The 23694-nt window shown below is 73.1% G+C and carries 20 protein-coding genes and 1 pseudogene; 6 read left to right on the top strand and 15 right to left on the bottom strand.

Features of this window, described 5'->3' with window-relative positions; genetic code table 11:
- Positions 1-100: 100 nt before the first annotated feature.
- A complete protein-coding gene (gene dapE, locus ACZ6AA_RS03670) occupies positions 101-1222 on the bottom strand; it encodes a succinyl-diaminopimelate desuccinylase (protein ID WP_471456067.1) in 1122 nt (373 codons plus the stop codon).
- A 148-nt stretch (positions 1223-1370) separates the two neighbouring features.
- Between dapE and ACZ6AA_RS03665 the strand changes: the two are divergent.
- A pseudogene (locus tag ACZ6AA_RS03665) lies at positions 1371-2243 on the top strand (heavy metal transporter); the annotation flags it as partial.
- A 641-nt stretch (positions 2244-2884) separates the two neighbouring features.
- Positions 2885-3325 carry an ATP-binding protein gene (locus tag ACZ6AA_RS03660; protein WP_468451458.1) on the top strand — a complete coding sequence of 147 codons (441 nt, stop codon included), beginning with the start codon at positions 2885-2887 and terminating at the stop codon, positions 3323-3325.
- Between the two features lie 172 nt (positions 3326-3497).
- On the opposite strand, the gene ACZ6AA_RS03655 is transcribed toward ACZ6AA_RS03660, so the two are convergent.
- Together ACZ6AA_RS03655 and fdxA are read right to left on the bottom strand one after the other, a co-directional pair.
- Complete coding sequence (locus tag ACZ6AA_RS03655; protein WP_468451456.1) at positions 3498-4631, bottom strand: bifunctional succinyldiaminopimelate transaminase/glutamate-prephenate aminotransferase; 1134 nt, start codon at positions 4629-4631, stop codon at positions 3498-3500.
- Positions 4632-4724: 93 nt separating this feature from the next.
- The gene (fdxA, locus tag ACZ6AA_RS03650) at positions 4725-5045 is read right to left on the bottom strand and encodes a ferredoxin (protein WP_030359762.1); all 321 of its coding nucleotides are present in this window, start codon (positions 5043-5045) and stop codon (positions 4725-4727) included.
- Between the two features lie 143 nt (positions 5046-5188).
- Here fdxA and ACZ6AA_RS03645 point away from each other — a divergent pair, with 143 nt between their 5' ends.
- From ACZ6AA_RS03645 to ACZ6AA_RS03635, 3 genes are all read left to right on the top strand, one after another.
- Positions 5189-6259: a GNAT family N-acetyltransferase gene (locus tag ACZ6AA_RS03645; protein WP_468451454.1), complete on the top strand. Its 1071-nt coding sequence runs from the start codon at positions 5189-5191 to the stop codon at positions 6257-6259.
- A gap of 389 nt (positions 6260-6648) precedes the next feature.
- Complete coding sequence (locus ACZ6AA_RS03640) at positions 6649-7503, top strand: transglutaminase-like domain-containing protein (protein ID WP_468451452.1); 855 nt, start codon at positions 6649-6651, stop codon at positions 7501-7503.
- Positions 7504-7660: 157 nt separating this feature from the next.
- Positions 7661-8509 (top strand): transglutaminase family protein, encoded by an 849-nt coding sequence (locus tag ACZ6AA_RS03635; RefSeq protein ID WP_468451450.1) that lies wholly within the window; start codon positions 7661-7663, stop codon positions 8507-8509.
- Between the two features lie 34 nt (positions 8510-8543).
- On the opposite strand, the gene ACZ6AA_RS03630 is transcribed toward ACZ6AA_RS03635, so the two are convergent.
- The 8 genes from ACZ6AA_RS03630 to ACZ6AA_RS03595 form a co-directional block, all read right to left on the bottom strand.
- On the bottom strand, positions 8544-9257 hold the full coding sequence (locus ACZ6AA_RS03630) for a response regulator transcription factor (RefSeq protein ID WP_471456063.1): 714 nt from the start codon (positions 9255-9257) through the stop codon (positions 8544-8546).
- Positions 9254-10621: a sensor histidine kinase gene (locus tag ACZ6AA_RS03625; RefSeq protein WP_471456061.1), complete on the bottom strand. Its 1368-nt coding sequence runs from the start codon at positions 10619-10621 to the stop codon at positions 9254-9256. The genes ACZ6AA_RS03630 and ACZ6AA_RS03625 overlap by 4 nt, the downstream gene beginning before the upstream one ends.
- Positions 10618-11478, bottom strand: coding sequence for an ABC transporter permease (locus ACZ6AA_RS03620; RefSeq protein ID WP_471456059.1), 861 nt, complete (start codon positions 11476-11478; stop codon positions 10618-10620). The genes ACZ6AA_RS03625 and ACZ6AA_RS03620 overlap by 4 nt, the downstream gene beginning before the upstream one ends.
- Complete coding sequence (locus tag ACZ6AA_RS03615) at positions 11475-12449, bottom strand: ABC transporter ATP-binding protein (protein WP_468451442.1); 975 nt, start codon at positions 12447-12449, stop codon at positions 11475-11477. The genes ACZ6AA_RS03620 and ACZ6AA_RS03615 overlap by 4 nt, the downstream gene beginning before the upstream one ends.
- Positions 12450-12654: 205 nt before the next feature.
- A complete protein-coding gene (locus tag ACZ6AA_RS03610; RefSeq protein WP_471456056.1) occupies positions 12655-15000 on the bottom strand; it encodes a hypothetical protein in 2346 nt (781 codons plus the stop codon).
- Between the two features lie 140 nt (positions 15001-15140).
- Positions 15141-15509: a DUF6113 family protein gene (locus ACZ6AA_RS03605; protein ID WP_468451736.1), complete on the bottom strand. Its 369-nt coding sequence runs from the start codon at positions 15507-15509 to the stop codon at positions 15141-15143.
- Positions 15510-15742: 233 nt separating this feature from the next.
- The gene (gene mshB / locus ACZ6AA_RS03600) at positions 15743-16651 is read right to left on the bottom strand and encodes an N-acetyl-1-D-myo-inositol-2-amino-2-deoxy-alpha-D-glucopyranoside deacetylase (protein WP_468480537.1); all 909 of its coding nucleotides are present in this window, start codon (positions 16649-16651) and stop codon (positions 15743-15745) included.
- A gap of 199 nt (positions 16652-16850) precedes the next feature.
- Positions 16851-17045: a hypothetical protein gene (locus ACZ6AA_RS03595; RefSeq protein ID WP_030359751.1), complete on the bottom strand. Its 195-nt coding sequence runs from the start codon at positions 17043-17045 to the stop codon at positions 16851-16853.
- Between the two features lie 211 nt (positions 17046-17256).
- Between ACZ6AA_RS03595 and ACZ6AA_RS03590 the strand changes: the two genes are divergently transcribed.
- The gene (locus tag ACZ6AA_RS03590; RefSeq protein ID WP_468451436.1) at positions 17257-19428 is read left to right on the top strand and encodes a prolyl oligopeptidase family serine peptidase; all 2172 of its coding nucleotides are present in this window, start codon (positions 17257-17259) and stop codon (positions 19426-19428) included.
- Between the two features lie 260 nt (positions 19429-19688).
- On the opposite strand, the gene ACZ6AA_RS03585 is transcribed toward ACZ6AA_RS03590, so the two are convergent.
- Genes ACZ6AA_RS03585 through ACZ6AA_RS03570 form a run of 4 tightly spaced genes read right to left on the bottom strand, consistent with a single transcriptional unit; the run spans position 19689 to position 23664 of the window.
- The gene (locus tag ACZ6AA_RS03585; RefSeq protein WP_468451734.1) at positions 19689-20747 is read right to left on the bottom strand and encodes an ABC transporter ATP-binding protein; all 1059 of its coding nucleotides are present in this window, start codon (positions 20745-20747) and stop codon (positions 19689-19691) included.
- Between the two features lies 1 nt (position 20748).
- Positions 20749-21756 (bottom strand): ABC transporter ATP-binding protein, encoded by a 1008-nt coding sequence (locus ACZ6AA_RS03580; RefSeq protein ID WP_468451434.1) that lies wholly within the window; start codon positions 21754-21756, stop codon positions 20749-20751.
- 5 nt (positions 21757-21761) lie between these two features.
- The gene (locus tag ACZ6AA_RS03575; RefSeq protein WP_468451432.1) at positions 21762-22748 is read right to left on the bottom strand and encodes an ABC transporter permease; all 987 of its coding nucleotides are present in this window, start codon (positions 22746-22748) and stop codon (positions 21762-21764) included.
- Positions 22741-23664: an ABC transporter permease gene (locus ACZ6AA_RS03570; protein WP_405660756.1), complete on the bottom strand. Its 924-nt coding sequence runs from the start codon at positions 23662-23664 to the stop codon at positions 22741-22743. The genes ACZ6AA_RS03575 and ACZ6AA_RS03570 overlap by 8 nt, the downstream gene beginning before the upstream one ends.
- Between the last annotated feature and the right edge of the window lie 30 nt (positions 23665-23694).

Here is a 23694-nt window from a genome sequence, read left to right as displayed (position 1 = left end):
GCCGGTCGACCCCGGCCCGCCAGCACGGCCGCGCTCAACTCGCTCGTTGTGCCACTTCAGCGTAGGTCTACGGGCGTTACGCGGGGCGTAACTCCAGAAGTCAGGCGGTCAGCCAGGCGCGCAGCCGGGCCTCGGCCTCCGGGATCTGGGACGTCTGGACGCGCTCGTCGACCTTGTGGGCGAGAAGCGGGTTGCCCGGGCTGTAGTTGACCGCGGGCACGCCGAACGCGCTGAAGCGGGCGACGTCCGTCCAGCCGTACTTGGGCCGGGCCTCGCCGCCGACCGCCTCCATGAAGGCCGCCGCCACGGGGTGCGTGAGGCCGGGCCGGGCGCCCGGGGAGTGGTCGTCGACGATGAACTCGTCGATCCCGCAGTCGGCGAAGTACGCGCGCACGAAGGCCTCGGCCTCTTCGGGCGTGCGGTCGGGCGCGTAGCGGAAGTTGACGACGACGGTGCACTCGTCGGGGATGACGTTGGTGGCGACGCCGCCCTCGATGCGGACCGCGTTGAGGCCCTCGTGGTACTGGAGTCCGTCGACGACGGGCTTGCGGGGCTCGTACGCGGCCAGCTTCTGCAGGATCGGGGTGGCGGCGTGGATCGCGTTGGAGCCCATCCACGCGCGCGCGGAGTGCGCCCGCTCGCCCTTCGTCTTCAGGAAGACGCGCAGGGTGCCCTGGCAGCCGCCCTCGACCTGGCCGTCGGTGGGCTCCAGGAGGACCGCGAAGTCGCCCTCCAGCCAGTCGGGGCGGGCCTCGGCGACCTTCCCCAGGCCGTTCAGGTGTGCGGCGACCTCTTCGTTGTCGTAGAAGACGAAGGTGAGGTCGCGGTTGGGCTCGGTGACCGTCTGGGCGATGCGCAGCTGCACCGCGACGCCCGCCTTCATGTCGCAGGTGCCGCAGCCCCACAGCACGCCGTCCTCGTCCAGGCGCGAGGGGACGTTGTCGGCGATCGGAACGGTGTCGATGTGGCCCGCGAGGACCACGCGCTCGGCGTGGCCCAGGTGGGTGCGGGCCACCACGTTGTTGCCGAACCGGTCGACCGTCAGGTGCGGCAGGGCGCGCAGGGCGGTCTCGATGGCGTCGGCGAGCGCCTTCTCCTCGCCGCTCGGCGACGGGATGTCGACGAGCGTGGCGGTCAGCGCGGCGGCGTCGAGGGTGAGGTCGAGCGGGGCCGCGCCTGCCGTGGCGGGCTGAGCGGCGGTGTGAGCTGGCGTCCGGTCCATGCCTTCGACCCTAACTCTCCGCGAACTCCGCGCGCGGGGCGCACCTGGGCGAACCCGTGCGCCGCCGGTCCGTCCCGGCCCCGCGCGCCCCCGTGCACCCCCGCCCGTCACGCCTGTGCCGCCGTCCCGCTCCAGTACCTTGTGTCCCGTGTCCGGAACCGCCGCCTCCGCACGGCGCGGCCGCCTCCCGCGCATCGGGGTGGCCGTGGCCGTCCTGCTCGCGGTCGTGGGCTACGGGGTGATGCAGTACGTGTCCGGGGAGCCGGAGCCCCGGTGCGCGGTGGTGTCGGGCGACGGCGACGGAGCCGCGTACGAACTGAGCGCGGAGCAGGCCGTGAACGCCTCGACGGTCGCGGTCGTCGGCACCCGGCGCGGGATGCCGGAGCGCGCCGTGACGATCGCCCTCGCGACCGCGCTGCAGGAGTCCGGGCTGCACAACATCCGCCACGGCGACCGCGATTCGCTGGGCCTGTTCCAGCAGCGGCCCTCGCAGGGCTGGGGCACCCGGCGCCAGATCATGGACCCGGTGTACGCGGCCGGGCGGTTCTACGCCCGCCTGGACAAGGTCCCCGGCTATTCGCGGCTGCCCCTGACGGTGGCCGCGCAGCGCGTCCAGCGCAGCGGCTTCCCGCAGGCGTACGCCAAGCACGAGCCGGACGCCGCCCTGCTCGCCGCCGCGCTCACGGGCCGGGCGCCCGCGACCCTCACCTGCGAGGGGCGGCCCGGCGCGGGCCCCGGCGGCCCGGACCGGGTGCGCCGGGCGCTGGTGCGGGACTTCGGGGCGGACGTGCTGCCGAGGGGTGCTCTTCCGAAGGGCGCTCTGCCTAAGGGCGGCGCGGCGGGCGGCCGCGTGGTCCGCGTACCGGTGCCGGAGGAGGCGGGGCCGGACGCGGTCGCGCCGGACGGCGGCGCGCCGCGGCGGGGCTGGGAGTTGGTCCACTGGGCCGTGGCCCACGCCTCCGTGCTGGGCGTCGAACGGGTCTCGTACGCGGGCCGTGAGTGGCGGGCCCGGAGCGACGGATTTGGCACGTTCACCCCGTCCACCGGGGATTCCGCGGATTCCTCTTCGCGTTCCTGGGATTCCGGGGATTCTCCGGATTCCGGTCATGGATGGCGAAAGGCGGAGGCCGGTCCGCAGAAGTCCGAAGTGAGCCAAAATACCGGGTCCGGCGGTGAGGTGAATGGCTCCGGCGGTGAATCCGGCGACGTCGACGACGGTTCCGGAATTGGCCATTCCGGGGGCGTGGACAGCGACGGCCGGGCCGCCGCAGGCCGCTCCGAGCCGTCCGGCGCGGGCTCCGGGCCCGCGGACGAGGTCCGAATCGTCACCGGGCAGTAGTGCGGCCGATCACCCGAAGGGGGCATGGCGATCGTCGCGCGGTGACCCCTCCGGCGGATGTTCGCGTGACCCTTCGCGCATCTCGCAAAGCCCTTGGGAACAAAGGGCTTTACGGGGGTCGAGACCCGGTACGCGAACACTGTTTGCCCGATTTTATCCGTAGCGGATTATGCGACGCATTGCCAACTCTTTACGTTGGCGCACCGCAACCTTCGGGACCTTCGAGCGGTAGTCACTGCGTCCGAGCGTCGCAGTCCGCACCGCGCCCCGCAGTACGGATCGGCCGGACACCTCACACGTTCCCTCCGTTCTGAAGGAGCATCATGTCCCTCCCCCTGACCCGCCGGATCGCCCGTGCCGCGCTGCTCGTTGCGGCAGGAGCGGCACCCGTGGTCGGTGCGGCCGGCTCCGCCAGCGCCGCCGAGCTCCCGGCCGCCCCCGCCCTCGGCGGGATCACCGCCCTGGACGGCGCGAACCTGGGTGACGCCGTCGACGACGCGGCGCAGAACGTCACCGAGCTCGCGGGGCAGACCGGAAGCAAGGCCGCCAAGAAGGCCGTTCCCGCCGCGGGCCAGGCCCTCGGCAAGAGCGCGCGGACCACCGCCCCCGCCGCCCAGCAGGTCGGCGGTGACCTCGCCGGATCCGCCGGTGACGTCGTCGGCGACACCACGGGCACGGCCACCAAGGGCGGCCTGCCCACCGACGCGCTCGGCAAGGGCTCCCCGGTCGGCCAGCTGCCGCTCCAGGGCACGCCGCTCGGCTAGTCCATCCGCGTACGCACGCCTGATCCCCCCTCGCGTACGCACACCCCACCGCGTACGCGCGCCTCACCCGCGTACGCCGAAGGGGTGCGGGAAGCACTCAGCTTCCCGCACCCCTTCTTCGCGTTCTTCGCGTTCTTCGCGTTCCCGCGCCCGGCAGCCCCAGCGCAGGGGCTCACCGCAGGCGCGCCACCGCCGCCGCCACCCGCTCGTCCGTCGCCGTCATGGCGACCCGGACGAAGTCGCGTCCGGCCTCGCCGTAGAAGTCGCCGGGGGCCACCAGGATGCCGAGGGAGGCGAGGTGGGCGACCGTGTCCCAGCACGACTCGTCGCGGGTGGCCCACAGGTACAGGCTCGCCTCGCTGTGCTCGATGCGGAAGCCGTGGCCGAGGAGGGCCTCGCGCAGGGCCGTGCGGCGGGCGGCGTACCGCTCGCGCTGCTCCTGGACGTGCGCGTCGTCGCCGAGCGCGGCCACCGCCGCCGCCTGCGTCGGGGCGGACGTCATCATCCCGCCGTGCTTGCGGATCTGCAGGAGGTCGCCGAGCACGTCGGCGTCACCGGCCAGGAACGCCGCCCGGTACCCGGCGAGGTTCGAGCGCTTGGACAGCGAGTGCACCGCGACGAGGCCCTCGTAGGAGCCGCCGCACACGTCCGGGTGCAGGACCGACGTCGGCTCCGCCTCCCAGCCCAGCTCCAGGTAGCACTCGTCGCTCGCCACCAGCACTCCGTGGCCGCGCGCCCAGGCCACGACACGCGTCAGTTCGTCCTTTGACAGGACACGACCGGTGGGGTTCGAGGGCGAGTTGAGCCAGAGCAGCTTCAGGCCCGTGGGGTCCAGTTCCGTCGGGTCGTCGTACGTGACGTACTCCGCGCGGGCCAGGCGCGCGCCGACCTCGTACGTGGGGTAGGCGAGCCGCGGGTAGGCGACCTTGTCGCCCGGGCCGAGGCCGAGCTGGGTCGGGAGCCAGGCCACCAGCTCCTTGGAGCCGACGATCGGGAGCACGTTCCGGTGCGTGACGTCGCGCGCGCCGAGGCGGCGGGCGCACCAGCCCGCGATGGCGTCGCGCAGCTCCGCCGTGCCCCACACCGTGGGGTAGCCCGGCGAGTCGGCGGCGTCGATCAGCGCCTTCTGGATCAGCTCGGGCACGGGGTCGACCGGGGTACCCACGGACAGGTCGACGATGCCGTCGGGGTGGGCGGCCGCCGTCGCCTTGTAGGGCTCCAGCTTGTCCCAGGGGAAGTCGGGGAGGCGGTCGCGCAGCGACGCTCCACGGGCGGTGCCGGACGGGCGGTCGGTGGCTCCAGACACGGACGGGCTCCAGGGGTTGATGGTTCGACAAACGCCCCGGTCCCGTACAGCGGAAAAAGCCGTACGGGACCGGGGCGGCGCTTCGGCGGCCGCTTACTGGTTCTGCGGCGGCAGCGCGGCGATGAAGGCGTGGTCGCGCTCGATCAGGCCGAGCTTGCTGGCACCACCGGGCGAGCCGAGGTCGTCGAAGAACTCGACGTTCGCCTTGTAGTAGTCCTGCCACTCTTCAGGAGTGTCGTCTTCGTAGAAGATCGCCTCGACCGGGCAGACCGGTTCGCAGGCTCCACAGTCGACGCATTCGTCCGGGTGGATGTACAAGGACCGCTTGCCCTCGTAAATGCAGTCGACCGGGCACTCCTCGATGCACGCCTTGTCCTTGACGTCGACACAAGGCTGCGCGATGACGTAGGTCACGCTGTCGTTCCTCCTCGATACGGGCGTTGGCGGGCCGTCCTCAGGCTCCGCTCGCCTGGCGCGCGGGAGCGCGGCGTCGTCGATGCCCGCACCTAGTATCTCCGTTCCCGGGCATGATCCGAACAGGAGGGGCGTACAGAGCTGTGGAATTCACCGCCGGCGGACGACTCGAGGTCCGAATCACCCCATCTGACGTGGGCAAACGTGTCTCTGTCCGACGCCTGGTCGAAGATGGGGCACCGTCACAGGAGTTCACCGACACGGTGGGTGTTCTCACATCGTGGAATGACGGTGTGCTGGTGATCACACGCAGGGACGGGGAAATTGTCCGGATCGCGCAGCGGACGCTGGTCGCGGGCAAGACCGTGCCCGCCGCGCCCGCCCGTCGGCGCGGCCCCGCGGCCACGTACGAGGAGCTGGCGCGGGTCACGGCGCGGGCCTGGCAGCCGGTGGAGAGCGAGCGGCTCGGCGACTGGGAGCTGCGGGCCGCGGTCCAGGAGGTGCGCTCCGCGGGGGCCCCGGCGGGGCGCCGGGCGGGCTTCACGCGGCGCGCCAACTCCGTGCTCCCGCTGGGGGATCCGGGGCGCCCGCTCGATGAGGCCCTCGCCTTCGTGCGGCGCTGGTACGCCGACCGGGGGCTGCCCGCGTACGTGCAGACCGCGACCGGGGGCGCGGGCACGCAGGAGCAGTTGTGCGCCGATCTCGTCGAGCGGGGCTGGGAGCGCGAGGTGAGCGCCGAGCTGCGGGTGGGCGCGCTCGCGCCGGTCGGCGACCTCGACGTGGACACCGGGCAGGTGGCGCTCTCGCGGTCCGTGGGCGCGGACTGGCTCGGCCGCTACCAGCGGTCCGGGGAGGTCGGGCCGCAGGTCCTGCGGGTGCTCGGCAGCGGCCCCTCGGTGTGGTTCGCGACCGTGCCCGGCGGCGAGGGGCCGCCCGCGGCGATCGGGCGGTGCGTGGTCGACGGGCGGTGGGCCGGGTTCATGGCGGTCGAGGTGGATCCGGCGCGGCGGCGCGAGGGCCTGGCGACGGCCGTGATGGCGGCCCTGGCGCGGCGGGCCCTCACGGAGGGGGCGTCGGCCGCGTGGCTCCAGGTGGAGGAGGACAACGGCGGCGCGCGGGCGCTGTACGACGGGATGGGCTTCGCGACCCATCATCACTATCACCACTACCGGGCGCCGGAGGGGGACGTTCCGGGCGGTGGCGTAGGACAGTGAGCCATCGGAGGCCCCCGGAGGGGTGACCGGGGGCGAAGAGCCGGGGGAACCGTCCGTGCCGTGACGGGTGGTGCGCGCGTGATCTCTCCTGAGTGACGGAAACGACCAAGACGCGGTCGGTCCGGGCGACGGAGAGTGCGGACAGCGGGCGCGGGCATGAGCGGTGCGATATGGCCAGTCACCGGTGGGGCCGACGCTTACGGCTAAGGTCCCCCGGGAATTTGCCTCACCGGCAAGACGACGGGGGACACCGCACGACCGTTCGACCACAGGCCCCAGGGGCGCCGCCCGACCTCGGCGCCCCGGCGACCGCACCACCGGCAACCGCACCACGGATGAACCCGACCGGAGAATCCCACCGGTGCCAGACAGAAACGACAGAGGCACGGATGCGCGCACAGCCCGCGAAGTCCAGTGAATGGCGGCGCAGGTTCGCCGACGAGGCCAGGTCCGAGCGGCCCGACCTGTCCCTGTTGTGCCTGCTGCTGAGCGGGGAGGCGGACCCGGAGCTGGACGAGGCGGGCATCGACGCGGCGCAGATCGAGCTGGACAAGCTCGCCGGACAGCTGCCCTTTCGTCCCGGCGGGCCACGCGAATGGGCGGCGGCCGCCGCCGAACTCCTCGGCGGGCAGCACGGGTTCCACGGCACCCCGCCGGACTACCAGCGCCTGGAGTCGTCGCTGCTCCACCAGGTCCTGCGGCGCAGGCGGGGCCTGCCGATCCTGCTCTCCGTCGTCTGGATCGAGGTCGCCCGGCGCGCCGGGGCGCCGGTGTACGGCGTGGCGCTGCCCGGCCATTTCGTCGTCGGCTTCGGCTCCCCCGACGCGTACGGCAAACCGGAGCAGGTGCTCGCCGACCCGTTCAACGGCGGGCGGCTGCTGTCCACCGAGGACGCCGAGCAGTTGGTGGCGCAGGCGTCGGGCGGCAGGCTGAACCCCTCGCTCCTGTCGGCGGCCGACCCCCTGAACATCATGCTGCGCATCCTCAACAACATCCGCGCCTGGGCGGCGGCCCGCTCCGAGCGCTCCCACGTGGCGCTGTGGGCCCTTGAGCTGTCCCTGCTTCTGCCCTCGCACCCGGCCCGGCTGCGCTACGAACGCGCCCATCTGCTGGTCGAGCGCGGCGACTTCCTGGCGGGGGCGCGGGGCCTGGACGAGTACGCCGACGTGGTGGCGTCGATCGAGCCGACGACGGCGGAGCGGGTGCGCATGGAGGCGCGGGCGGCGCGGGCGAAGCTGAACTGAGCTGGACTGAACCGATCTGAGCCGACCTGAGGGGCGCGGTGGGAGCTCGGGGTGCGCGCGGTGTTCGTATGCGATGTGCGTAGGCGGTGTCCGTGGGCGAAGTGCTTGGCCCGCGCATCGACCGGTAGCGATCGGTCCGGACGGGCACCACGGACGTATGCACCCCCGACCCGCACGGACCACACCGTGGCGCCGGGCCTTCGCGGCCGAGGCGAGGGCCGAGCGGCCCGACCTCGCGCGGCTGTGCCTGCTGATCGGCACGGAGGCGGACCCCGCCCTCGACGCCCCGGGCATGGCGGCGGCACGGCGGCGTCTGGACCGGCTCGCGGCCCTGCTGCCCGCGGGGCCGGGCTGCCCGCGCGCGTGGGCGAACGCCGTCGCCGAACTCCTCGGCGTGCGCTGCGGGTTCGGCGGCCGCCCCGGCGACTACCAGCGCCTGGAGTCGTCACTGCTCCACCAGGTCCTGCGGCGCGGGCGCGGCCTGCCGATCCTGCTCTCCGTCGTCTGGATCGAGGTCGCCCGGCGCGCCGGGGCACCGGTGTACGGCGTGGCCCTGCCCGGCCACTTCGTCGTCGGCTTCGGCCCGCACGACGCGTACGAGAGATGCGTACTGGCCAATCCCTTCGACGGCGGACGGGTCCTGAGCCCCCTGGACGTGCAGCTGATGGTCGCCGGGGCCACCGGGGCGCCGCTCGACCCCGCGATGCTGCGGCCCGCCGGTGCCCTGGACATCGTGCGGCGCGTCCTCAACAACATCCGCGCCTGGGCCGCCGCCCGCCCCGAGCGCGCCGACGTCGCCCTGTGGGCCGTCGATCTCGCCCTGCTCCTGCCCGCGCACGAGAACCGGCTGCGCTACGACCGGGCCCAGCTCCTCGTCCGGCTCGGCGACTTCCGCACCGGCGCCGCCGAGCTCGACAGCTACGCCGAGGCGCTGGCCGCCGACGACGAGGAGGCGGCGGACCGGGTGCGGGGGCAGGCGCGCGCGGCGCGGGCGCGGCTCAACTGACCGTCGCTCGACCGGCCGCTCCCCGGCCGACCGCTCAGAGCCAGCCCTTCTCGCGGGCGATGCCGACCGCCTCCGCGCGGTTGCGGGCCGCCAGCTTCTGGATGGCCGTCGAGAGGTAGTTGCGGACCGTGCCCTGGGAGAGGTGCAGGGCGGCGGCGAGCTCGGCGTTCGTGGCGCCGTCGGCCGCGGCGCGCAGGATCTCGCGCTCGCGGTCCGTCAGCGGGTTGGCGCCCTCGGCCAGGGCGGCGGCGGCCAGCGTGGGGTCGATGACGCGCTCCCCCGCGAGGACCCTGCGCACGGCGTCGGCGAGTTGGGACGCGGGCGCGTCCTTGACCAGGAAGGCGACGGCTCCGGCCTCCATGGCGCTGCGCAGATAGCCGGGCCGCCCGAAGGTGGTGAGCACGACGACCTTCAGCTCCGGGAGTGCGGCCCTCAGCTCCGCCGCCGCCTCGATGCCGGTGCGCCCCGGCATCTCGATGTCCAGGAGCGCCACATCCACGGCGGTGGCCCGGGCGGCGGCCAGGACCTCGTCGCCCCGGGCCGCCTGCGCGACGACCTCGATGTCCGGTTCGAGGCCGAGCAGCGCGGCGAGCGCCTCGCGGACCATCGACTGGTCCTCGGCGAGGAGTACGCGGATGGGGTGGCCGGTGGCGGCGTGCGCGGTACCGGGCGCGGGCCCCGTGCCACCGTCCGCCCCGGTCGTACCCTCTGCCCCCATGGCCCCCGCGGGCCCGTGCGTGCCGCTCATGCGGACGATCCTAGGGCGGTCGGCGCGGCGCCCTCCGCCGGGCCCGGCACCAGCGGAACGCGCGCCGCGAGCCGGAACCCGGGCCGGTCACCCCCGTGCCGCCACCGCCCGCCGAACGCCGAACCCGCCCCGGCAGCGCCCCCGGCCCCACCAGAACCACCAGCCCCACCACCGCCCACCCCACCAGCCCGGGCGCTCCCGCTCCCCGACGACACATCCAGCACCCCACCGACCGCCTCAAGCCGCTCCACGAGCCCCGTGAGCCCGTTGCCGTGCTTGCCGGGCCCGCCGCCGGACGAGAGGCCCACGCCGCCCTCCGCGGGCCCCACCCCGTCGTCCTCGACGGCGAGTTCCAGGACGGGCCCCGCGAGGGTCTGGCGGCGGGTCAGCGTGACCATGCAGCGCCGGGCGCCGCTGTGCCGTACGACGTTGGTGACCGCCTCGCGCAGCGCCCAGGCGAGCGCGGCCTCACGCTCCTCGTCCGGGGCCGCGTCGCCGCCGGGGGTCTCCAGGGGGACGTCGGCGTCGATGCCCGCGGCGGTGAGGGCCGTGCGGGCCCCGGCGAGCTGTCCGGCCAGGGTGAGCCGCCGGTAGCCGGTGACGGCCTCGCGCACGTCCACCAGGGCCTGGCGGCTGACCTGTTCGATGTCGGCCACCTGCTGGGCGGCCTTGTCGGGGTGGTCGGGGAGCATCCGCCCGGCCAGCTCGCTCTTCAGGGTGATCAGGGACAGGGAGTGGCCAAGCAGGTCGTGCAGGTCCCGGGAGAGGCGCAGGCGCTCCTCGTTGGCGGCCAGTTGGGCGACCGTGGCGCGCGCCTGGCGCAGTTCGACGGTGGTGCGGATCAGCTGCCGCACGCCCGTCATCGCGAACCCGACGAGGAACGTCGTCACGCCGAGGCCGGGGAACAGGTCGGCCGCGTCGGTGTCCCGCGTACCGATCGCCATCATCAGGAGCGTGACCGCCGGGATGGCCCACACCGCCCGCCGCATCGGGAGGACCGCGCCCGCCGCCACCGCCACGTACACGAAGAGGCCGAGCCAGGCCGTCCCCATGCCGACGGCGAGGACCACCGCGAGGACGGCGAGGGCCGTGAGCGTCACGTACACCACGGGCCATTCCCGGATCTTCGTCGTGTACCGGAAGACCAGCGTGAGGTAGCAGCCGACGAACGCCGTCAGGCCCAGCGAGCCGAGCACGGTGGCCGTGCCGCCGTGGCCGCCGTCGATCAGGTCCTTCACGGGCCCGGCCAGGAAGACCAGCCAGATGCCGATCCAGGCCAGCTTCACGCGGGCCTGGCGGCGGTCGAGGACCGGCTGTCCGAAGGAGTGCAGGGGGTGCCGGTCGTGGTCGAGTGGTTCGTTCACGCCTTCAGTGTGTCCTTCCGGTACAGCCAGGCCGCGACGCCCGCGAACAGCAGGAAGTACGCGAGGAGCAGTACGACGTCCCCGGCGTGGGGCGCGCCGCCCAGCTCGATGGACCTGCCGAGGGCCGCGTACGCGTGCGTCGGCGTCCAGTCCGCGAGCGTCTGGAGCCAGTGCGGGAACGTGGTGGTCGGCATCCACAGGCCGCCGAGCAGGGACAGGGCGAAGTACAGGATCATCGTGACGGGCCGCACCGCGTCGCCCGTGGCGCTGTAGCCGATGGCCACGCCGAGCGCGGCGAAGCACAGGCTGCCCGCCCAGATCGCGCCGGTCAGGGCGAGCCACTGCCAGGCGTCCAGGCGTACGTCCTTGACCGCGGCGGCGGTCACGAACACCACGACGATCGACGGCAGGCTGACCACGGCCGCGCTCGCCGTCTTCGCGAGGACGTAGCCGCGCCCCGGCAGGCTGGTCAGCCTGAGCTGGCGCACCCAGCCGCTCTGCCGCTCCTTGGCGATGCGCTCGCTGTTGCCCATCAGGACGGCCGTGAGCGCGCCGAACGACGCCATGGACACCATCATGAACGCGGGCAGCGCGAGGCCGGTCCCGTCGACCTCGGTGGTGCTGTCGGCGCCGCCCGCGATGATCACGAAAAGCAGTGCCGGGTAGATCACGGAGAAGAACAGGAACTTCTTGTTCCGCAGGGCGCGCCTGACCTCCAGGGTGACCAGGGCGCCCGAGGTGAAGCGCGGGCCGCCCGCGGTAGGGGCGTTCGATGGGGCGTGCGTGGTCACGTGGCTCTCCTTCGCCGGGCCGCGGGTGCGGGCCGCTTCGTCGATTGCTCCGCTCGTCGCGTTCATGCCGTCCGCGCCTCCTCGGCCGCGGTGATCGCGACGAAGGCCTGCTCCAGGCCGAGGCCCGCGACCTCCAGGTTGCGCGGGTGGACGCCGAGGCCGTAGAGCGCGTACACGGTGGCGTCGGCGTCGGTCGACTGGAGCCGGACCGTGTGGCCCGAGAGGTCGAGCGCCGACAGGAACGGCAGCTCCCGCAGCCGCTGTTCGAGGGCGGCCGCCCCGTCCGCGCGCAGCTCGTCCAGGTCGAAGCTGACCTTCCGGGCGCCCGCCCTTGCCTTGATCTCGGCGGCGGTGCCGTCGGCGAGGAGCCTGCCGCGGTGCAGCACGAGGACGCGGTCGGCGATCGCGTCGGCCTCCTCCAGGTAGTGCGTGGCGAACAGGACGGCGCGGCCCTGGTCGGCCTGCTCGCGCATGGTCGCCCAGAAGGCCTGGCGGGCCGTGACGTCCATGCCGGTCGTCGGCTCGTCGAGGACGATCAGGTCGTTGGCCCCGGCGGTGGCGAGGGCGAAGCGGACGCGCTGCTCCTGGCCGCCGGAGAGCTTGTTGACCCTGCGGTCCGCGATCTGGGCGACCCCGGCGGCGGCGAGGACGTCGTGCACGCGGTACGGCCGCGGGTGCAGGTCGCAGGCGAGCCGCACCAGTTCGCCCACGGTGACCTCGTCCATGAGCCCGCCGGACTGCAGCATCGCGCCGACCCGCCCCGCCGTGATCGCCTCGCGCGGGCCGGTGCCGAACACGCTCACCGTGCCGCTGTCCGGGCGCCGCAGGCCGAGGAGCAGGTCGAGCGTGGACGACTTGCCCGCGCCGTTCGGCCCGAGCAGCGCCACGGTCTCGCCCGGGTGCAGGTCGAGGCTGAGCCCGTCCACCGCCACCACGTCGCCGTAGGCCTTGGTCACCCGGTCGAAGCTCACGGCGCTCGCGGCGGCCCGCGCAGCCGTGTCCCGGGCCGTGCCCGCCGTTGTCTCTGTCGTCGTCATGTCCACCATCGTTGCTGGTCACAGCGGTGTCCCGGCAGTGTCGTGTGTGACCGGACCGGGATGACAGTTGTCATGTCGTACGGGTGACAGGGCGGCGGGTGGACGGAGCGGCGCGGCGACCGGCCGACCGGCCGAGGGAAGCAGCGGGGGAACGCGAACGGGCGGGGCGCCTTCCGGCACCCCGCCCGTTTCCGTCGGGCCTCGGCTAGTTCGGGTTCGTCTCGATCACGCCGTTCCGCTCCGCGGGCGTCTTGCCCCGGAGCGCCTTGCCCATGGCCACGGCGACGTCCGTCGGCTGCACCGGCGTCTTCTTGCCGTTGCCGCGCTGGATCAGGATGCCGTCGAACGTGTTGCCGTAGAGCTGCTTGAGCGCCTTGAGGTCGTACGTCTCCGTGAGCCTGCCGCTGCTCGCGGGCTTCGCGCCCAGGATCTGCGGCAGCGACTTGGCCGGGCCGAGCGGGATCGACGCGCTGGTCCCCTTGACGCTGATGGTGACGTTGGCGGACATGGCGGGCTTCGCGAACCGCGTCATGAACGCGTCGACCTCGGCGTCCGACACCGTCGGCTTGCGGTTGGTGACCGGCACCGCGACCGTGCCCGCGCTGCCCGTCTCGACCTGCTTCTTGTACGCGGCGGCGACGGCCTCGGACGCCTTGGCGGCGTCGATGCCCTTGCCCGCCTTGCCGTAGACAGCGACGGCCTTGCCGGGCACGAACTTGACCGTGCCCTCCTTGGCCGATCCCGAGCCGCCCGCGGCGCGCTCCAGGGCGGCCGTGAGCTTCTCCTCGTCGACGGGCATCTCGGGCTCGACGACGCGCTCGCCGCCGAAGAGGCCGCCAATCACCGACACCGGGTTGTAGTCGCTGCCCGCGGCGGCGCGCACGGTGGCCTGGCTGTCGAGGGTGAGGCCCGCCTGGTCCGGCTTGAGGGTGACCTGGTCGCCGCCCACCGTCAGCTTCAGGGGCTTGTTGACGCGCTCGCCGAGCGCCGCGTCGAGCTTCTTCACGGCCTCGTCGCGGGTGCCGCCGCCGACGTCGACGCCGAGGACTGTGGTGCCCTTCGGCACGTCGGCGTGGTTCATCAGGAGCCCGGCGCCGTACGCGCCGCAGCCGAGGACGACGACCACTCCGCCGAGCAGGACCAGCTTGCTGCGGCCCTTTTTCTTCTTCTTGGCCGCAGGCGCCGCCGGCACGTTCGGCTGCACCGGCTCGGGCAGCTTCGGCGGGGTGTGCGGCCCCGGCTCGTCGAGGTGCGCGCCGGGCGCGAACGGCGAGTTCTGCGCGGGAGGGACGACGGGGATGCCGCTGTTCAGGGTGTCGCCGGAGACGTTGCCGCCGGGGCCGCCGGGCACGCCCGCACCGGGCGCGGGCGGGCGCTGGCCGCCGGAGGCGGGCTTCTGCGGCGTGAGGATGGCGGTGTCGTCGCTGAGGCGGGGGGTGACGGGAGCGCCGGGGCCGTTGGGGGCGGTGGGGCCGTTGGGGCCGCCGGGGGCACCGGGTCCGCCGGGACCACCCGGGCCGCCGGGTCCGGCAGGACCACCCTGACCGCCGGGACCACCCTGGCCGCCGGGTCCGCCCGGACCACCGGGGCCGCCGCCCGAGCCGTCACCCAGGGGGCCGCCGTCGGGGAAGGCGTCCGAGCCCGAGCCGTAGCCCGCGCTGCCGTAGAGGTCGGTGCCGTTCGGATAGCCGCCGAGTTCGGGCCCGGGGCCGGGCGGCAGCATCGGGCCGTCGCCGGTCACCGGTCCCCCGGTCGGCCCGACCGGACCCTGGCCGGAGTTCCCGTACTCGCCCTCGCCGCCGGAGAAGTACGGCAGGTCACCGCGCTGCGACTCACCGCCGCGCGGCCCGCCCGTCCCCAGCGGCCCGGCCGCGACGGCGCCGGACACGTCGTACGCACCCGTACCGGAACCCGGACCGCCGGAGCCGGAAGGACCGGACGAACCAGCGCCGGAACCGGAACCGGACCCGGAGGCGCCGGAAGAGCCGGAGGAAGGGGTCCCTGTGGACGCCGCCGGACCCGGGGCGCCCTTCGGGGCGGCCTTGCGCGGCGCGAACCAGTCGCTGGCCTTCTCGTCGCCGTCCTCGGCGCCCGCGGCTCCCTGCGGCGCGGCCGCGCCCCCGGAAGGGGCGGTACCGGCGGCCTGGGAGGCGGCTGAGGAGGCGGAAGCGGAGGATGCCCCGATGGCGGAGGGACCCGACAGACCCGTCGTGCCCGCGCCACTGAGGGCGCTCGTGCCCGACCCCGCGCCCCCGGCGCCGTCCGCGCGCCGGTCGTCCGCGCCTCTGTCACCGTCGGCGTCACCGACGGGCGTGCGCATGACGACCGGGGGGATCGGCCGCGAACCGGGGATGTTGATCCGGATGCGGGTGGTCAGCGTGGTCTCGGTCTTGGGTTCGTTCCGCTCGTCGGCCCCCTGGCCGACGCCGTCCGGACCGCCCTCGGGCGCGGCGCCCTGTGCGGGCGAGCCGTACGGCGGCGTGCCCGACGGGTACGCGGCCCCCGTGCGTCCCTGGGGACCGGAGGACGAACTGTCAGTTTCACGACTCAAGGCAGGTTCTCCTGGTTGGCTCCACCGCCCGTTTCGACCACTCGGGCGGCTCGGCGGCGCGCACCACCATACTGGCCGCCGCCCACGGTCATCCCGTGACCGGCGTCAAACCCGTGCGGGACACGGGCTCAAGTGGTACGTCACTTGCCAAGTCGGGCGTCGGACGCGCCCGGTTGCGGTGACTGCCCGAGGGTGGCACACATCACAGCCACCCCCATACCGCCCAGCAGGAAGACGTACGACCCGAGGCCGGCACCGAACACGAAGTCGCCCTCCGGCCGCGTCGCGGTGAGCAGCATGACGGCGACGAGCCAGCCCGCGGCGGGCGCGACGGCCCCGCCCCGGGTGCCGGTGGCGCGCGAGCCGCCGTAGAAGGCACCGGCACTGCCGGCGAGCGCGAGCAGCAACCCGCCGGGGAACCACCCCTGTTGGGCGAGCGCACCGGCCACCCCGACGACCGCGCCGAGCAGGAAGAGCCCGGCGTACGCCACCAGGCGCACGACGTTCAGCGGCTGCGCGAGGAAGCTTCCGGGCGCCGCGGAGGCACCGGCCCGGCCGGAACCGGAACCGGCGGCCGGGCGCGCGGAGGTGGCGGCACCCTTGCCGCTTCCGCCCGCCTTGCCTCCGGACCCGGATGCACCGTTTCCACTTCCCTTGCCCGCGGCTCCGGCTCCCTTGGCCGAAGACGAAGACGAAGAAGACGAAGAAGACGGTGAAGAGGACGAAGCCCTCGACCGCGCGCTCACTTCTCTCCCCCCGCCACGCCGAGCCCCGCGAACAGATCCGTCTCGCGTCCGCCGTCCACCGTGCCCGCCTCGCCTCTCACCAGTTCGTAGTACTCCACGTCGAAGATCGGCTGCGCCAGGCCGTTGGACAGGGCGAACAGCGGCTCGTGGACCTCGATCTGGGTCGTGTGGGCGCGCATCGCCGCCGCCTTGGCCGCCCCGAAGGCCCGCCCGTCGATCTCCGTCGTGACGCGCTCGTCGTCGGTCACGCCGGGCACGTCGGCCACCGTGGCCATGCCGGTGAACGGCGAGGCGGGCAGCTCGTCGGGGAGCCGCAGGAAGCGCTCCTCGACGGTGGTGCGGGGCGCCCGGTTCCAGTAGACCTTGGCGACGGTGTGCGCCTCGCCGAGGTCGTGGCGGAAGGCGGGCTCGGCCGCGAGGTCGACGGCACGCATGGCGACGCGGTGGGCCTGGATGTGGTCGGGGTGGCCGTAGCCGCCGTCCGGGTCGTAGGTGACGAGCACCTGCGGGCGCAGTTCGCGGATCACCTCGACGAGATGGGCCGCCGCCTCGTCGACGTCGGCGGACCAGAAGGCGCCGGGGCGGTGGTTCTGCTCGGTGCCCATCATCCCGGAGTCGCGGTAGCGGCCGGTGCCGCCGAGGAAGCGGTGGTCGGCGACGCCGACCTCCTTCATCGCGGCGGCTACCTCACCGATGCGGTGGGCGCCGAGCGTGTCCTCGCGGTCGGCGGCCAGATGGGCGAGCGCGGGCGGGATGACCTCGCCCTCCTCGCCGAGCGTGCAGGTCACCACCGTGACTCGGGCGCCCCCGGCCGCGTACTTGGCCATGGTCGCGCCATTGTTGATCGACTCGTCGTCGGGGTGCGCGTGCACGAGCAGCAGGCGCCGGGCGGGCTGTTCCGTCATGGGAACAGCCTACGAGCCCGGAGCACGCCCGCCGCGGGCCCGCGAGCCGCCCGCGCCCGCTCGCCTCTCCCTTCCCCCGTCCTCGGGCCCGCCCGGCCCGGTTCGCCCCCTTTGTCGCCCCCTGGCCCTCCGGGCCCCTGGTCCCCCGCTCCCCTCGCCCGGCCGAGTCCGGCCGCGGCGGCCCGTACAGCGGGTGCCGTCAGAACTTGATGTCCTCGATGACCCCCGCGAGGTTCGTCGACAGCTCATCGATGGTCGGCGCGAGCGACGAACTGGCCAGATAGAAGCCGAGCAGCGCGCAGACGATCGCGTGGATCGTCTTGAGCCCCTGTTTCCGCACCAGCATGACCACGATGATCGCCAGCAGCAGCACCACCGATACCGAGAGTGCCACGGCGGTTCACCTCCCATTCCCATCACGCGACAACGTTCCGACCGACTGCCCCGAGCCGCCTCGGGACCGCCCCCTGCGTCCGGCCGACAGGACCCAACTCGCCGTGCCAGCAAGGTCATACCCACCAAGCGCTACGGATCATAACTATGTGTCGAGCCACATGAGTCGGAGCACCGCAGCACAAGGGGCGCATGAGCCATAGGCTCGGGGAATGACCATCGAGACCCCGGAAACCGACGGGCCCCAGGACGGTGCCGCGCAGCGGCTTTCCTTCCCGCGCCAGCACGCCCGCACGCAGCGCTTCTCCCTGGGCGCGCCGCGCGCCTTCACCGTGGCTCCCGACGGCTCCCGCGTCGTCTTCGTCCGCTCCGGCTCCGGCACGGACCGGACGGGCGCGCTCTGGGTCCTCGACCTCGCCGACGACGGCGCCGAGCGGGTCGCCGCCGATCCGCGGGCGCTGCTCGACGGCTCGGCGGAGCGGCTCTCGGCGGCGGAGCGGGCACGGCGCGAGCGCAGCCGCGAGGGCGGCTCCGGCATCGTCGGGTACGCCACCGACGCGGCCGTGGAGCTCGCCGCCTTCGCCCTGTCGGGCCGCCTCTTCGTCGCGGAGCTGCGCGCGGGCACCGCCCGCGAACTGTCCGCCCCCGCCCCGGTGATCGACCCGCGGCCCGCGCCGGACGGCCGTCACATCGCGTACGTGTCCGGGGGCGCCCTGCGCGTCACGGGTGCCGACGGCGAGGGCGACAGGGCGCTCGCGGCGCCGGACGCGGTCGAGGCGGACACGGTGACGTACGGGCTCGCGGAGTTCATCGCGGCCGAGGAGATGGACCGCTTCCGCGGCTTCTGGTGGTCGCCCGAGTCCGACCGGCTGCTTGTCGCGCGGGTCGACGACGCGCCCGTACAGCGCTGGTGGATCGCCGACCCCGCGCACCCGGACCGGGAGCCGACGCCGGTCGCCTACCCGGCGGCGGGCACCGACAACGCGGACGTGCGGCTGTTCGTGGTCGGCCTGGACGGGGTGCGCACCGAGGTCGCGTGGGACCGGGACCGCTATCCGTACCTGGCGCGGGTGCACTGGTCGGCGGACGGGGCGCCGCTGCTCCTGGTGCAGGCCCGGGATCAGCGCAGCGCCCTGTATCTCGCGGTGGACCCCGACAACGGGTCGACGCGGATGGTGCACGCCGACGAGGACGCCGACTGGCTTGAACTCTTCCCCGGTTCGCCCTCCTGGTCGCCCAGCGGGCGGCTCGTGCGCATCGCCGACGAGGGGGGTGCGCGCGTGCTCGCCTGGGGCGAGCGGCCCCTGACCGGTCCTCAGCTGCATGTGCGCGCCGTCCTCGACGTGACCGAGGACTCCGCGCTGATCTCGGCGTCCGCGGGGCCGGGCGCCGCCGATCCGGAGATCGGCGAGGTGCATGTCTACCGCGTCAACGAACTCGGCGTGGAGCGGGTCTCGCAGGAGCCCGGAGTGCACTCGGCGGTCCGCGCGGGCGATGTCACCGTGCTGGTTTCGGCCACTCTCGACCGTCCCGGCTCACGGGTGTCCGTGCTGCGCGACGGCAAGCAGGTGGCGACCGTCGCCTCGCACGCCCAGCGGCCGGGGCTCACCCCGCGCGTGACGCTTCTCGAAGGGGGCGCGCGGCGGATTCCGTGCGCCGTGTTGCTCCCCACCGGGTACGACCCGGCGGACGGGCCGCTTCCCGTACTCATGGATCCGTACGGCGGTCCGCACGGGCAGCGTGTGATGAAGGCCCACAACGTCTACCTCACCTCGCAGTGGTTCGCCGACCAGGGCTTCGCCGTCGTCGTCGCCGACGGGCGCGGGACGCCCGGGCGCTCGCCCGCCTGGGAGAAGTCCGTCAAGGGGGATCTCACCCGTACCCTCGACGACCAGGTCGAGGCGCTGCACGCGCTCGCCGAGCGCTTTCCCCTCGACCTCGGGCGGGTCGCCATGCGCGGCTGGTCCTTCGGCGGCTATCTCTCCGCCATGGCCGTCCTGCGGCGGCCCGACGTCTTCCACGCGGCCGTCGTGGGGGCGCCCGTCACCGATCTCCGCCTGTACGACACCCACTACCAGGAGCGGTACCTCGACGACCCCCGGACCTCACCCGAGGCCTACCGCAACAGCTCCCTCGTCTCGGACGACGGGCTCGTCGACCCCGGTGAGCCGCACCGTCCGATGCAGATCATCCACGGGCTCGCCGACGACAACGTGGTCGTCGCGCACGCCCTGCGGCTGTCCTCGGCGTTGCTCGCCGCCGGGCGGCCGCACGAGGTCCTGCCCCTCTCCGGGGTCACCCATATGACCCCCCAGGAGCAGGTGGCCGAAAATCTTCTCCTGCTCCAGGTCGACTTCCTGAAGCGCTCCCTGTCCCTGCCCTAACCGTCCCGCTGACCGTCCCCCCCTCAACGGGCGACCGGTCGGGGCGACATGGCGCGCCCCGACCGGTCCAACGGCACCCGCACGGCCGTACCCCCACACCCTGCCCGCCCCATGTCTCCCCCACGGGTCAACGGGGTTGCCCGAATGTTTCCTGCTCCGCCCCTGGACCCCGGGGGTGGGTGTCCCGTTGCCGTGGGACGGAGCGCCGACTCGGGGGTGCCCCAGGCCCACCCGCACGGGGCCTCACCGCAAGCCGCCGCTCACGGCACCACGTGCTTCTCCTCCGCGAAGTGACAAGCCGAGTCATGCGCCGCAGGCCCCTCCACCCCCCGGAACTCCGCCGGAACGGCAAGCGCCGGTACCTCCAGAGCGCACCGCTCCTGCGCCTTCCAGCACCGAGTCCGAAACCGACACCCGGAAGGGGGATTGGCGGGCGACGGCACGTCCCCGCTCAGAATGATCCGCTCACGATGCTCCCGGGCGTCCGGATCGGGCACGGGCACGGCGGACAGCAACGCCTGCGTGTAGGGATGCGTCGGATGCTCGTAGATCTCGGCGTCGCTCCCGGTCTCGACGATCCGCCCGAGGTACATGACCCCGACCCGGTCGGAGATGTGCCGCACGATGGACAGATCGTGCGCGATGAACACGTACGAGAGATGGAATTCGCGCCGGAGCCGGTCAAGCAGGTTGACGACCTGCGCCTGGACGGAGACGTCGAGCGCGGAGACGGGCTCGTCGGCGACGATGATCTCGGGCCGCAGGGCGAGCCCGCGGGCGATGCCGATGCGCTGCCGCTGACCGCCGGAGAACTGGTGGGGATAGCGGTTGATGTACTCGGGGTTGAGCCCGACGACGTCGAGGAGTTCCTGGACCTTGGCGCGGCGCGACCCCTTGGGGGCGACTTCGGGGTGGATCTCGTACGGCTCCCCGATGATGTCGCCGACGGTCATGCGGGGGTTCAGGGAGGTGTAGGGGTCCTGGAAGACCATCTGGATGTTCCGGCGGACCGCCTTCAGGGCGCGCCCGGACAGCTTGGTGATGTCCTCGCCCTTGTACTGGATCTCCCCGGCGGTGGGCCGCTCCAGGTTGACGAGCATCTTGGCGACGGTGGACTTCCCACAGCCGGACTCCCCGACGATGCCGAGGGTCTCGCCGCTGCCGAGGTCGAAGTCGACGCCGTCGACGGCCTTGACGGCGCCGATCTGCCGTTTGATGAGGATGCCCTGCGTGAGCGGGTAGTGCTTGACGAGCCCGCGGACCCTGAGGAGCGGCTCGGTCGTGACCGGTTTCTCGGCCACGTCCGCCGTCTTGGCCATGTCAGCCACGGAGGGTCTCCTTCCAGAAGTGGCAGGCACTGCGCCGCTCCGCGGTGAGTCCCTCGTACGTGACCTGGGCGAGCGGCGGGACGTCGGTGCGACACACGTCCTGGACCATCGGGCAGCGCGGGTTGAAGGCGCAGCCGGGCGGGATGTTCATGAGGTTGGGCGGCAGGCCCTTGATGGCGAAGAGGTCCTGGCCCTTCTGGTCGAGGCGCGGGATGGATTCGAGCAGGCCCTTGGTGTACGGGTGCGCGGGGGCCTTGTAGATCTCGTGGACGGGAGCCTTCTCGACGATGCGGCCCGCGTACATGACGGCGATGGTGTCGGCGACGTCGGCGACCACGCCGAGGTCGTGGGTGATCAGGATGAGGCCCATGTTCAGCTCGCGCTGGAGCTCGGCGAGGAGGTCCATGACCTGGGCCTGGACGGTGACGTCGAGGGCGGTGGTCGGCTCGTCGGCGATGATCAGGGAGGGTTCGAGCGCCATCGCCATGGCGATCATGATGCGCTGGCGCATGCCGCCGCTGAACTGGTGCGGGTACTGGGTGACGCGTTCCTTGGCGGCGGGGATGCGGACCCGGTCCATCAGCTCGACGGCCTTGGCGCGGGCGTCCTTGCGGGACATCCCGCGGTGCACGACGAACATCTCGCCGAGCTGGTCGCCGACGCTGAGCACGGGGTTCAGGGAGCTGAGGGCGTCCTGGAAGATCATGGCCATGCCCGCGCCGCGGATCCTGCGCCGCTCCTCCTCCTTGAGCTTCAGCAGGTCCTTGCCCTGGAAGAGGATCTCGCCGGAGGTGATGCGGCCGGGCGGGATGTCGAGGATGCCCATGATGGCCTGGGCGGTGACGGACTTGCCGGAGCCGGACTCGCCGAGCACGGCGAGGGTCTCGCCCGCGGCCACGGCGTAGTCGACACCGTTGACGGCCTTGGCGACGCCGTCGCGGGTCCTGAACTCCACGTGCAGATCGCGGACTTCGAGCAGCTTGGATGCCGTGTTCGCCATGGGCGCTACCTCAGCTTCGGGTCGAGGGCGTCGCGCACCGCGTCGCCGAGCATGATGAACGCGAGCACGGTGACCGCGAGGGCGCCCGCGGGCCAGAGCAGCATGTGCGGGGCGTTGCGGATGTACTGGGACGCGGCGGAGATGTCGATGCCCCAGCTCACCGTGGGGGGCTTCAGGCCGACGCCCAGGTAGGACAGGGTGGCCTCCAGGGCGATGTACGTGCCGAGGGCGATGGTCGCGACGACGATGACCGGGGCGACGGCGTTGGGCGTGATGTGCCGCAGCAGCATCCGCGAGTTGGAGGCGCCGAGGGCGCGGGCGGCCTGGACGTAGTCGTTCTGTTTGGCGGTGATGACGGAGCCGCGGGCGATGCGGGAGATCTGCGGCCAGCCGAGCAGCACCATGAAGCCGATCACGGGCCAGACGGTGTTGCTGGTGACGACGGAGAGGAGCACCAGGCCGCCGAGGACGACGGGGATCGCGAAGAAGATGTCGGTGATGCGGGAGAGGATCGCGTCCCACACGCCGCCGAAGAACCCGGCGAGCCCGCCGAGCACGCTGCCGAGGACCGCGACGCCGAGGGTGGCGCAGACGCCGACGGTGACGGAGGCGCGGGCGCCGTACACGGTGCGCGTGTAGACGTCGCAGCCCTGGCCGTTGAAGCCGAAGGGGTGGCCGGGCGACGAGCCCTTCTGGGCGTTGGCGAGGTCGCAGTCCAGCGGGTCGCCGGAGGCGATCGCGGAGGGCCACAGCGAGATGAAGACCAGGAACAGGATGATCAGGCCCGAGATGATGAAGACCGGGTTGCGGCGCAGGTCGCGCCAGGCATCCGACCACAGGCTGCGGGCGGGGGTGGCGGCGCCGCTGCCGCCGGGGCCGCCTTCGGGGCCGCCCGGGGCGAGCGTCGTCGCCTCACTCGCCGCGAGGTCCATCGCGCCGCCCGCGCCGGTCCCTGCGATGGCGCCCTCGGCGGGCTCATGGGGTTCAGGCATAGCGGATCCTCGGGTCGAGTACGGCGTACAACAGGTCGACGATCAGGTTCGCCAGCAGGAAGACGAGGACGAGGACCGTCACGAACCCGACGACGGTCTGGGTGCTCTGCCGCAGGATCCCCTGGTAGAGCTGGAAGCCGACGCCGTGGATGTTGAAGATCCGCTCGGTGACGATGGCGCCGCCCATGAGCGCGCCCACGTCCGTGCCGATGAAGGTGACGACCGGGATCAGTGAGTTGCGCAGCAGGTGCTTGGTGATGACGCGGCGCCGCGGCAGGCCCTTCGCCACGGCCGTGCGGACGTAGTCGGCGCGGCGGTTCTCGGCGATGGAGGTCCGGGTGAGGCGGGTGACGTACGCCAGGGAGACGGACGCGAGCACGAGTCCCGGCACGATCAGTTCGTCGACGGTCGCCTCCGTCGACACGGACGGTTTGATGACGCCCCACTCGACGCCGAGCAGCAGCTGGAGCAGCAGGCCGGTCACGAACGTGGGGATGGAGATGACCACGAGCGTCAGGAGCAGCACGACCGTGTCGACGGGCTTGCCGCGCCGCAGGCCGGTGAGGACGCCGAGCGAGATGCCGATGACGATCTCGAAGACGATGGCGACGAGGGTGAGCCGGAGGGTCACGGGGAACGCCGACGACATCAGCTCGGTGACCTTCTGGCCGTTGAAGGCGGTGCCGAAGTCGCCCGTGAAGACGTTGCCCATGTACGTCGCGTATTGCTGCCACACGGGCTTGTCGAGGCCGAACTCCTTCTTCAGCTGCGCGGCCGTCGCGGGGTCGCACTTGCGGTCGCCGCAGAGGCCCGCGATGGGGTCGCCCATCACGTTGACCATCAGGAAGATCAGCAGTGTGGCGCCGAAGAAGACCGGGATCATCTGCAGCAGACGCCGGATCACATAACGGCCCATGGGGCTCGCTCCAGGAGTAGTGGGAGCGGC

Source organism: Streptomyces sp. NPDC040610 (genome assembly GCF_055594065.1).
Note: the sequence above shows the minus strand (reverse complement) of the source record. Positions and strands in the feature narration are given on the sequence as shown.

Coding starts and splice junctions, on each gene's coding strand:
- dapE (WP_471456067.1), bottom strand. CDS start 1,222: ATGGACCGGACGCCAGCTCACACCGCCGCTCAGCCCGCCACGGCAGGC.
- ACZ6AA_RS03660 (WP_468451458.1), top strand. CDS start 2,885: ATGTCCCTCCCCCTGACCCGCCGGATCGCCCGTGCCGCGCTGCTCGTT.
- ACZ6AA_RS03640 (WP_468451452.1), top strand. CDS start 6,649: ATGCGCGCACAGCCCGCGAAGTCCAGTGAATGGCGGCGCAGGTTCGCC.
- ACZ6AA_RS03635 (WP_468451450.1), top strand. CDS start 7,661: ATGCACCCCCGACCCGCACGGACCACACCGTGGCGCCGGGCCTTCGCG.
- ACZ6AA_RS03630 (WP_471456063.1), bottom strand. CDS start 9,257: ATGAGCGGCACGCACGGGCCCGCGGGGGCCATGGGGGCAGAGGGTACG.
- ACZ6AA_RS03620 (WP_471456059.1), bottom strand. CDS start 11,478: ATGAACGCGACGAGCGGAGCAATCGACGAAGCGGCCCGCACCCGCGGC.
- ACZ6AA_RS03615 (WP_468451442.1), bottom strand. CDS start 12,449: ATGACGACGACAGAGACAACGGCGGGCACGGCCCGGGACACGGCTGCG.
- mshB (WP_468480537.1), bottom strand. CDS start 16,651: ATGACGGAACAGCCCGCCCGGCGCCTGCTGCTCGTGCACGCGCACCCC.
- ACZ6AA_RS03590 (WP_468451436.1), top strand. CDS start 17,257: ATGACCATCGAGACCCCGGAAACCGACGGGCCCCAGGACGGTGCCGCG.
- ACZ6AA_RS03585 (WP_468451734.1), bottom strand. CDS start 20,747: ATGGCCAAGACGGCGGACGTGGCCGAGAAACCGGTCACGACCGAGCCG.
- ACZ6AA_RS03580 (WP_468451434.1), bottom strand. CDS start 21,756: ATGGCGAACACGGCATCCAAGCTGCTCGAAGTCCGCGATCTGCACGTG.
- ACZ6AA_RS03575 (WP_468451432.1), bottom strand. CDS start 22,748: ATGCCTGAACCCCATGAGCCCGCCGAGGGCGCCATCGCAGGGACCGGC.
- ACZ6AA_RS03570 (WP_405660756.1), bottom strand. CDS start 23,664: ATGGGCCGTTATGTGATCCGGCGTCTGCTGCAGATGATCCCGGTCTTC.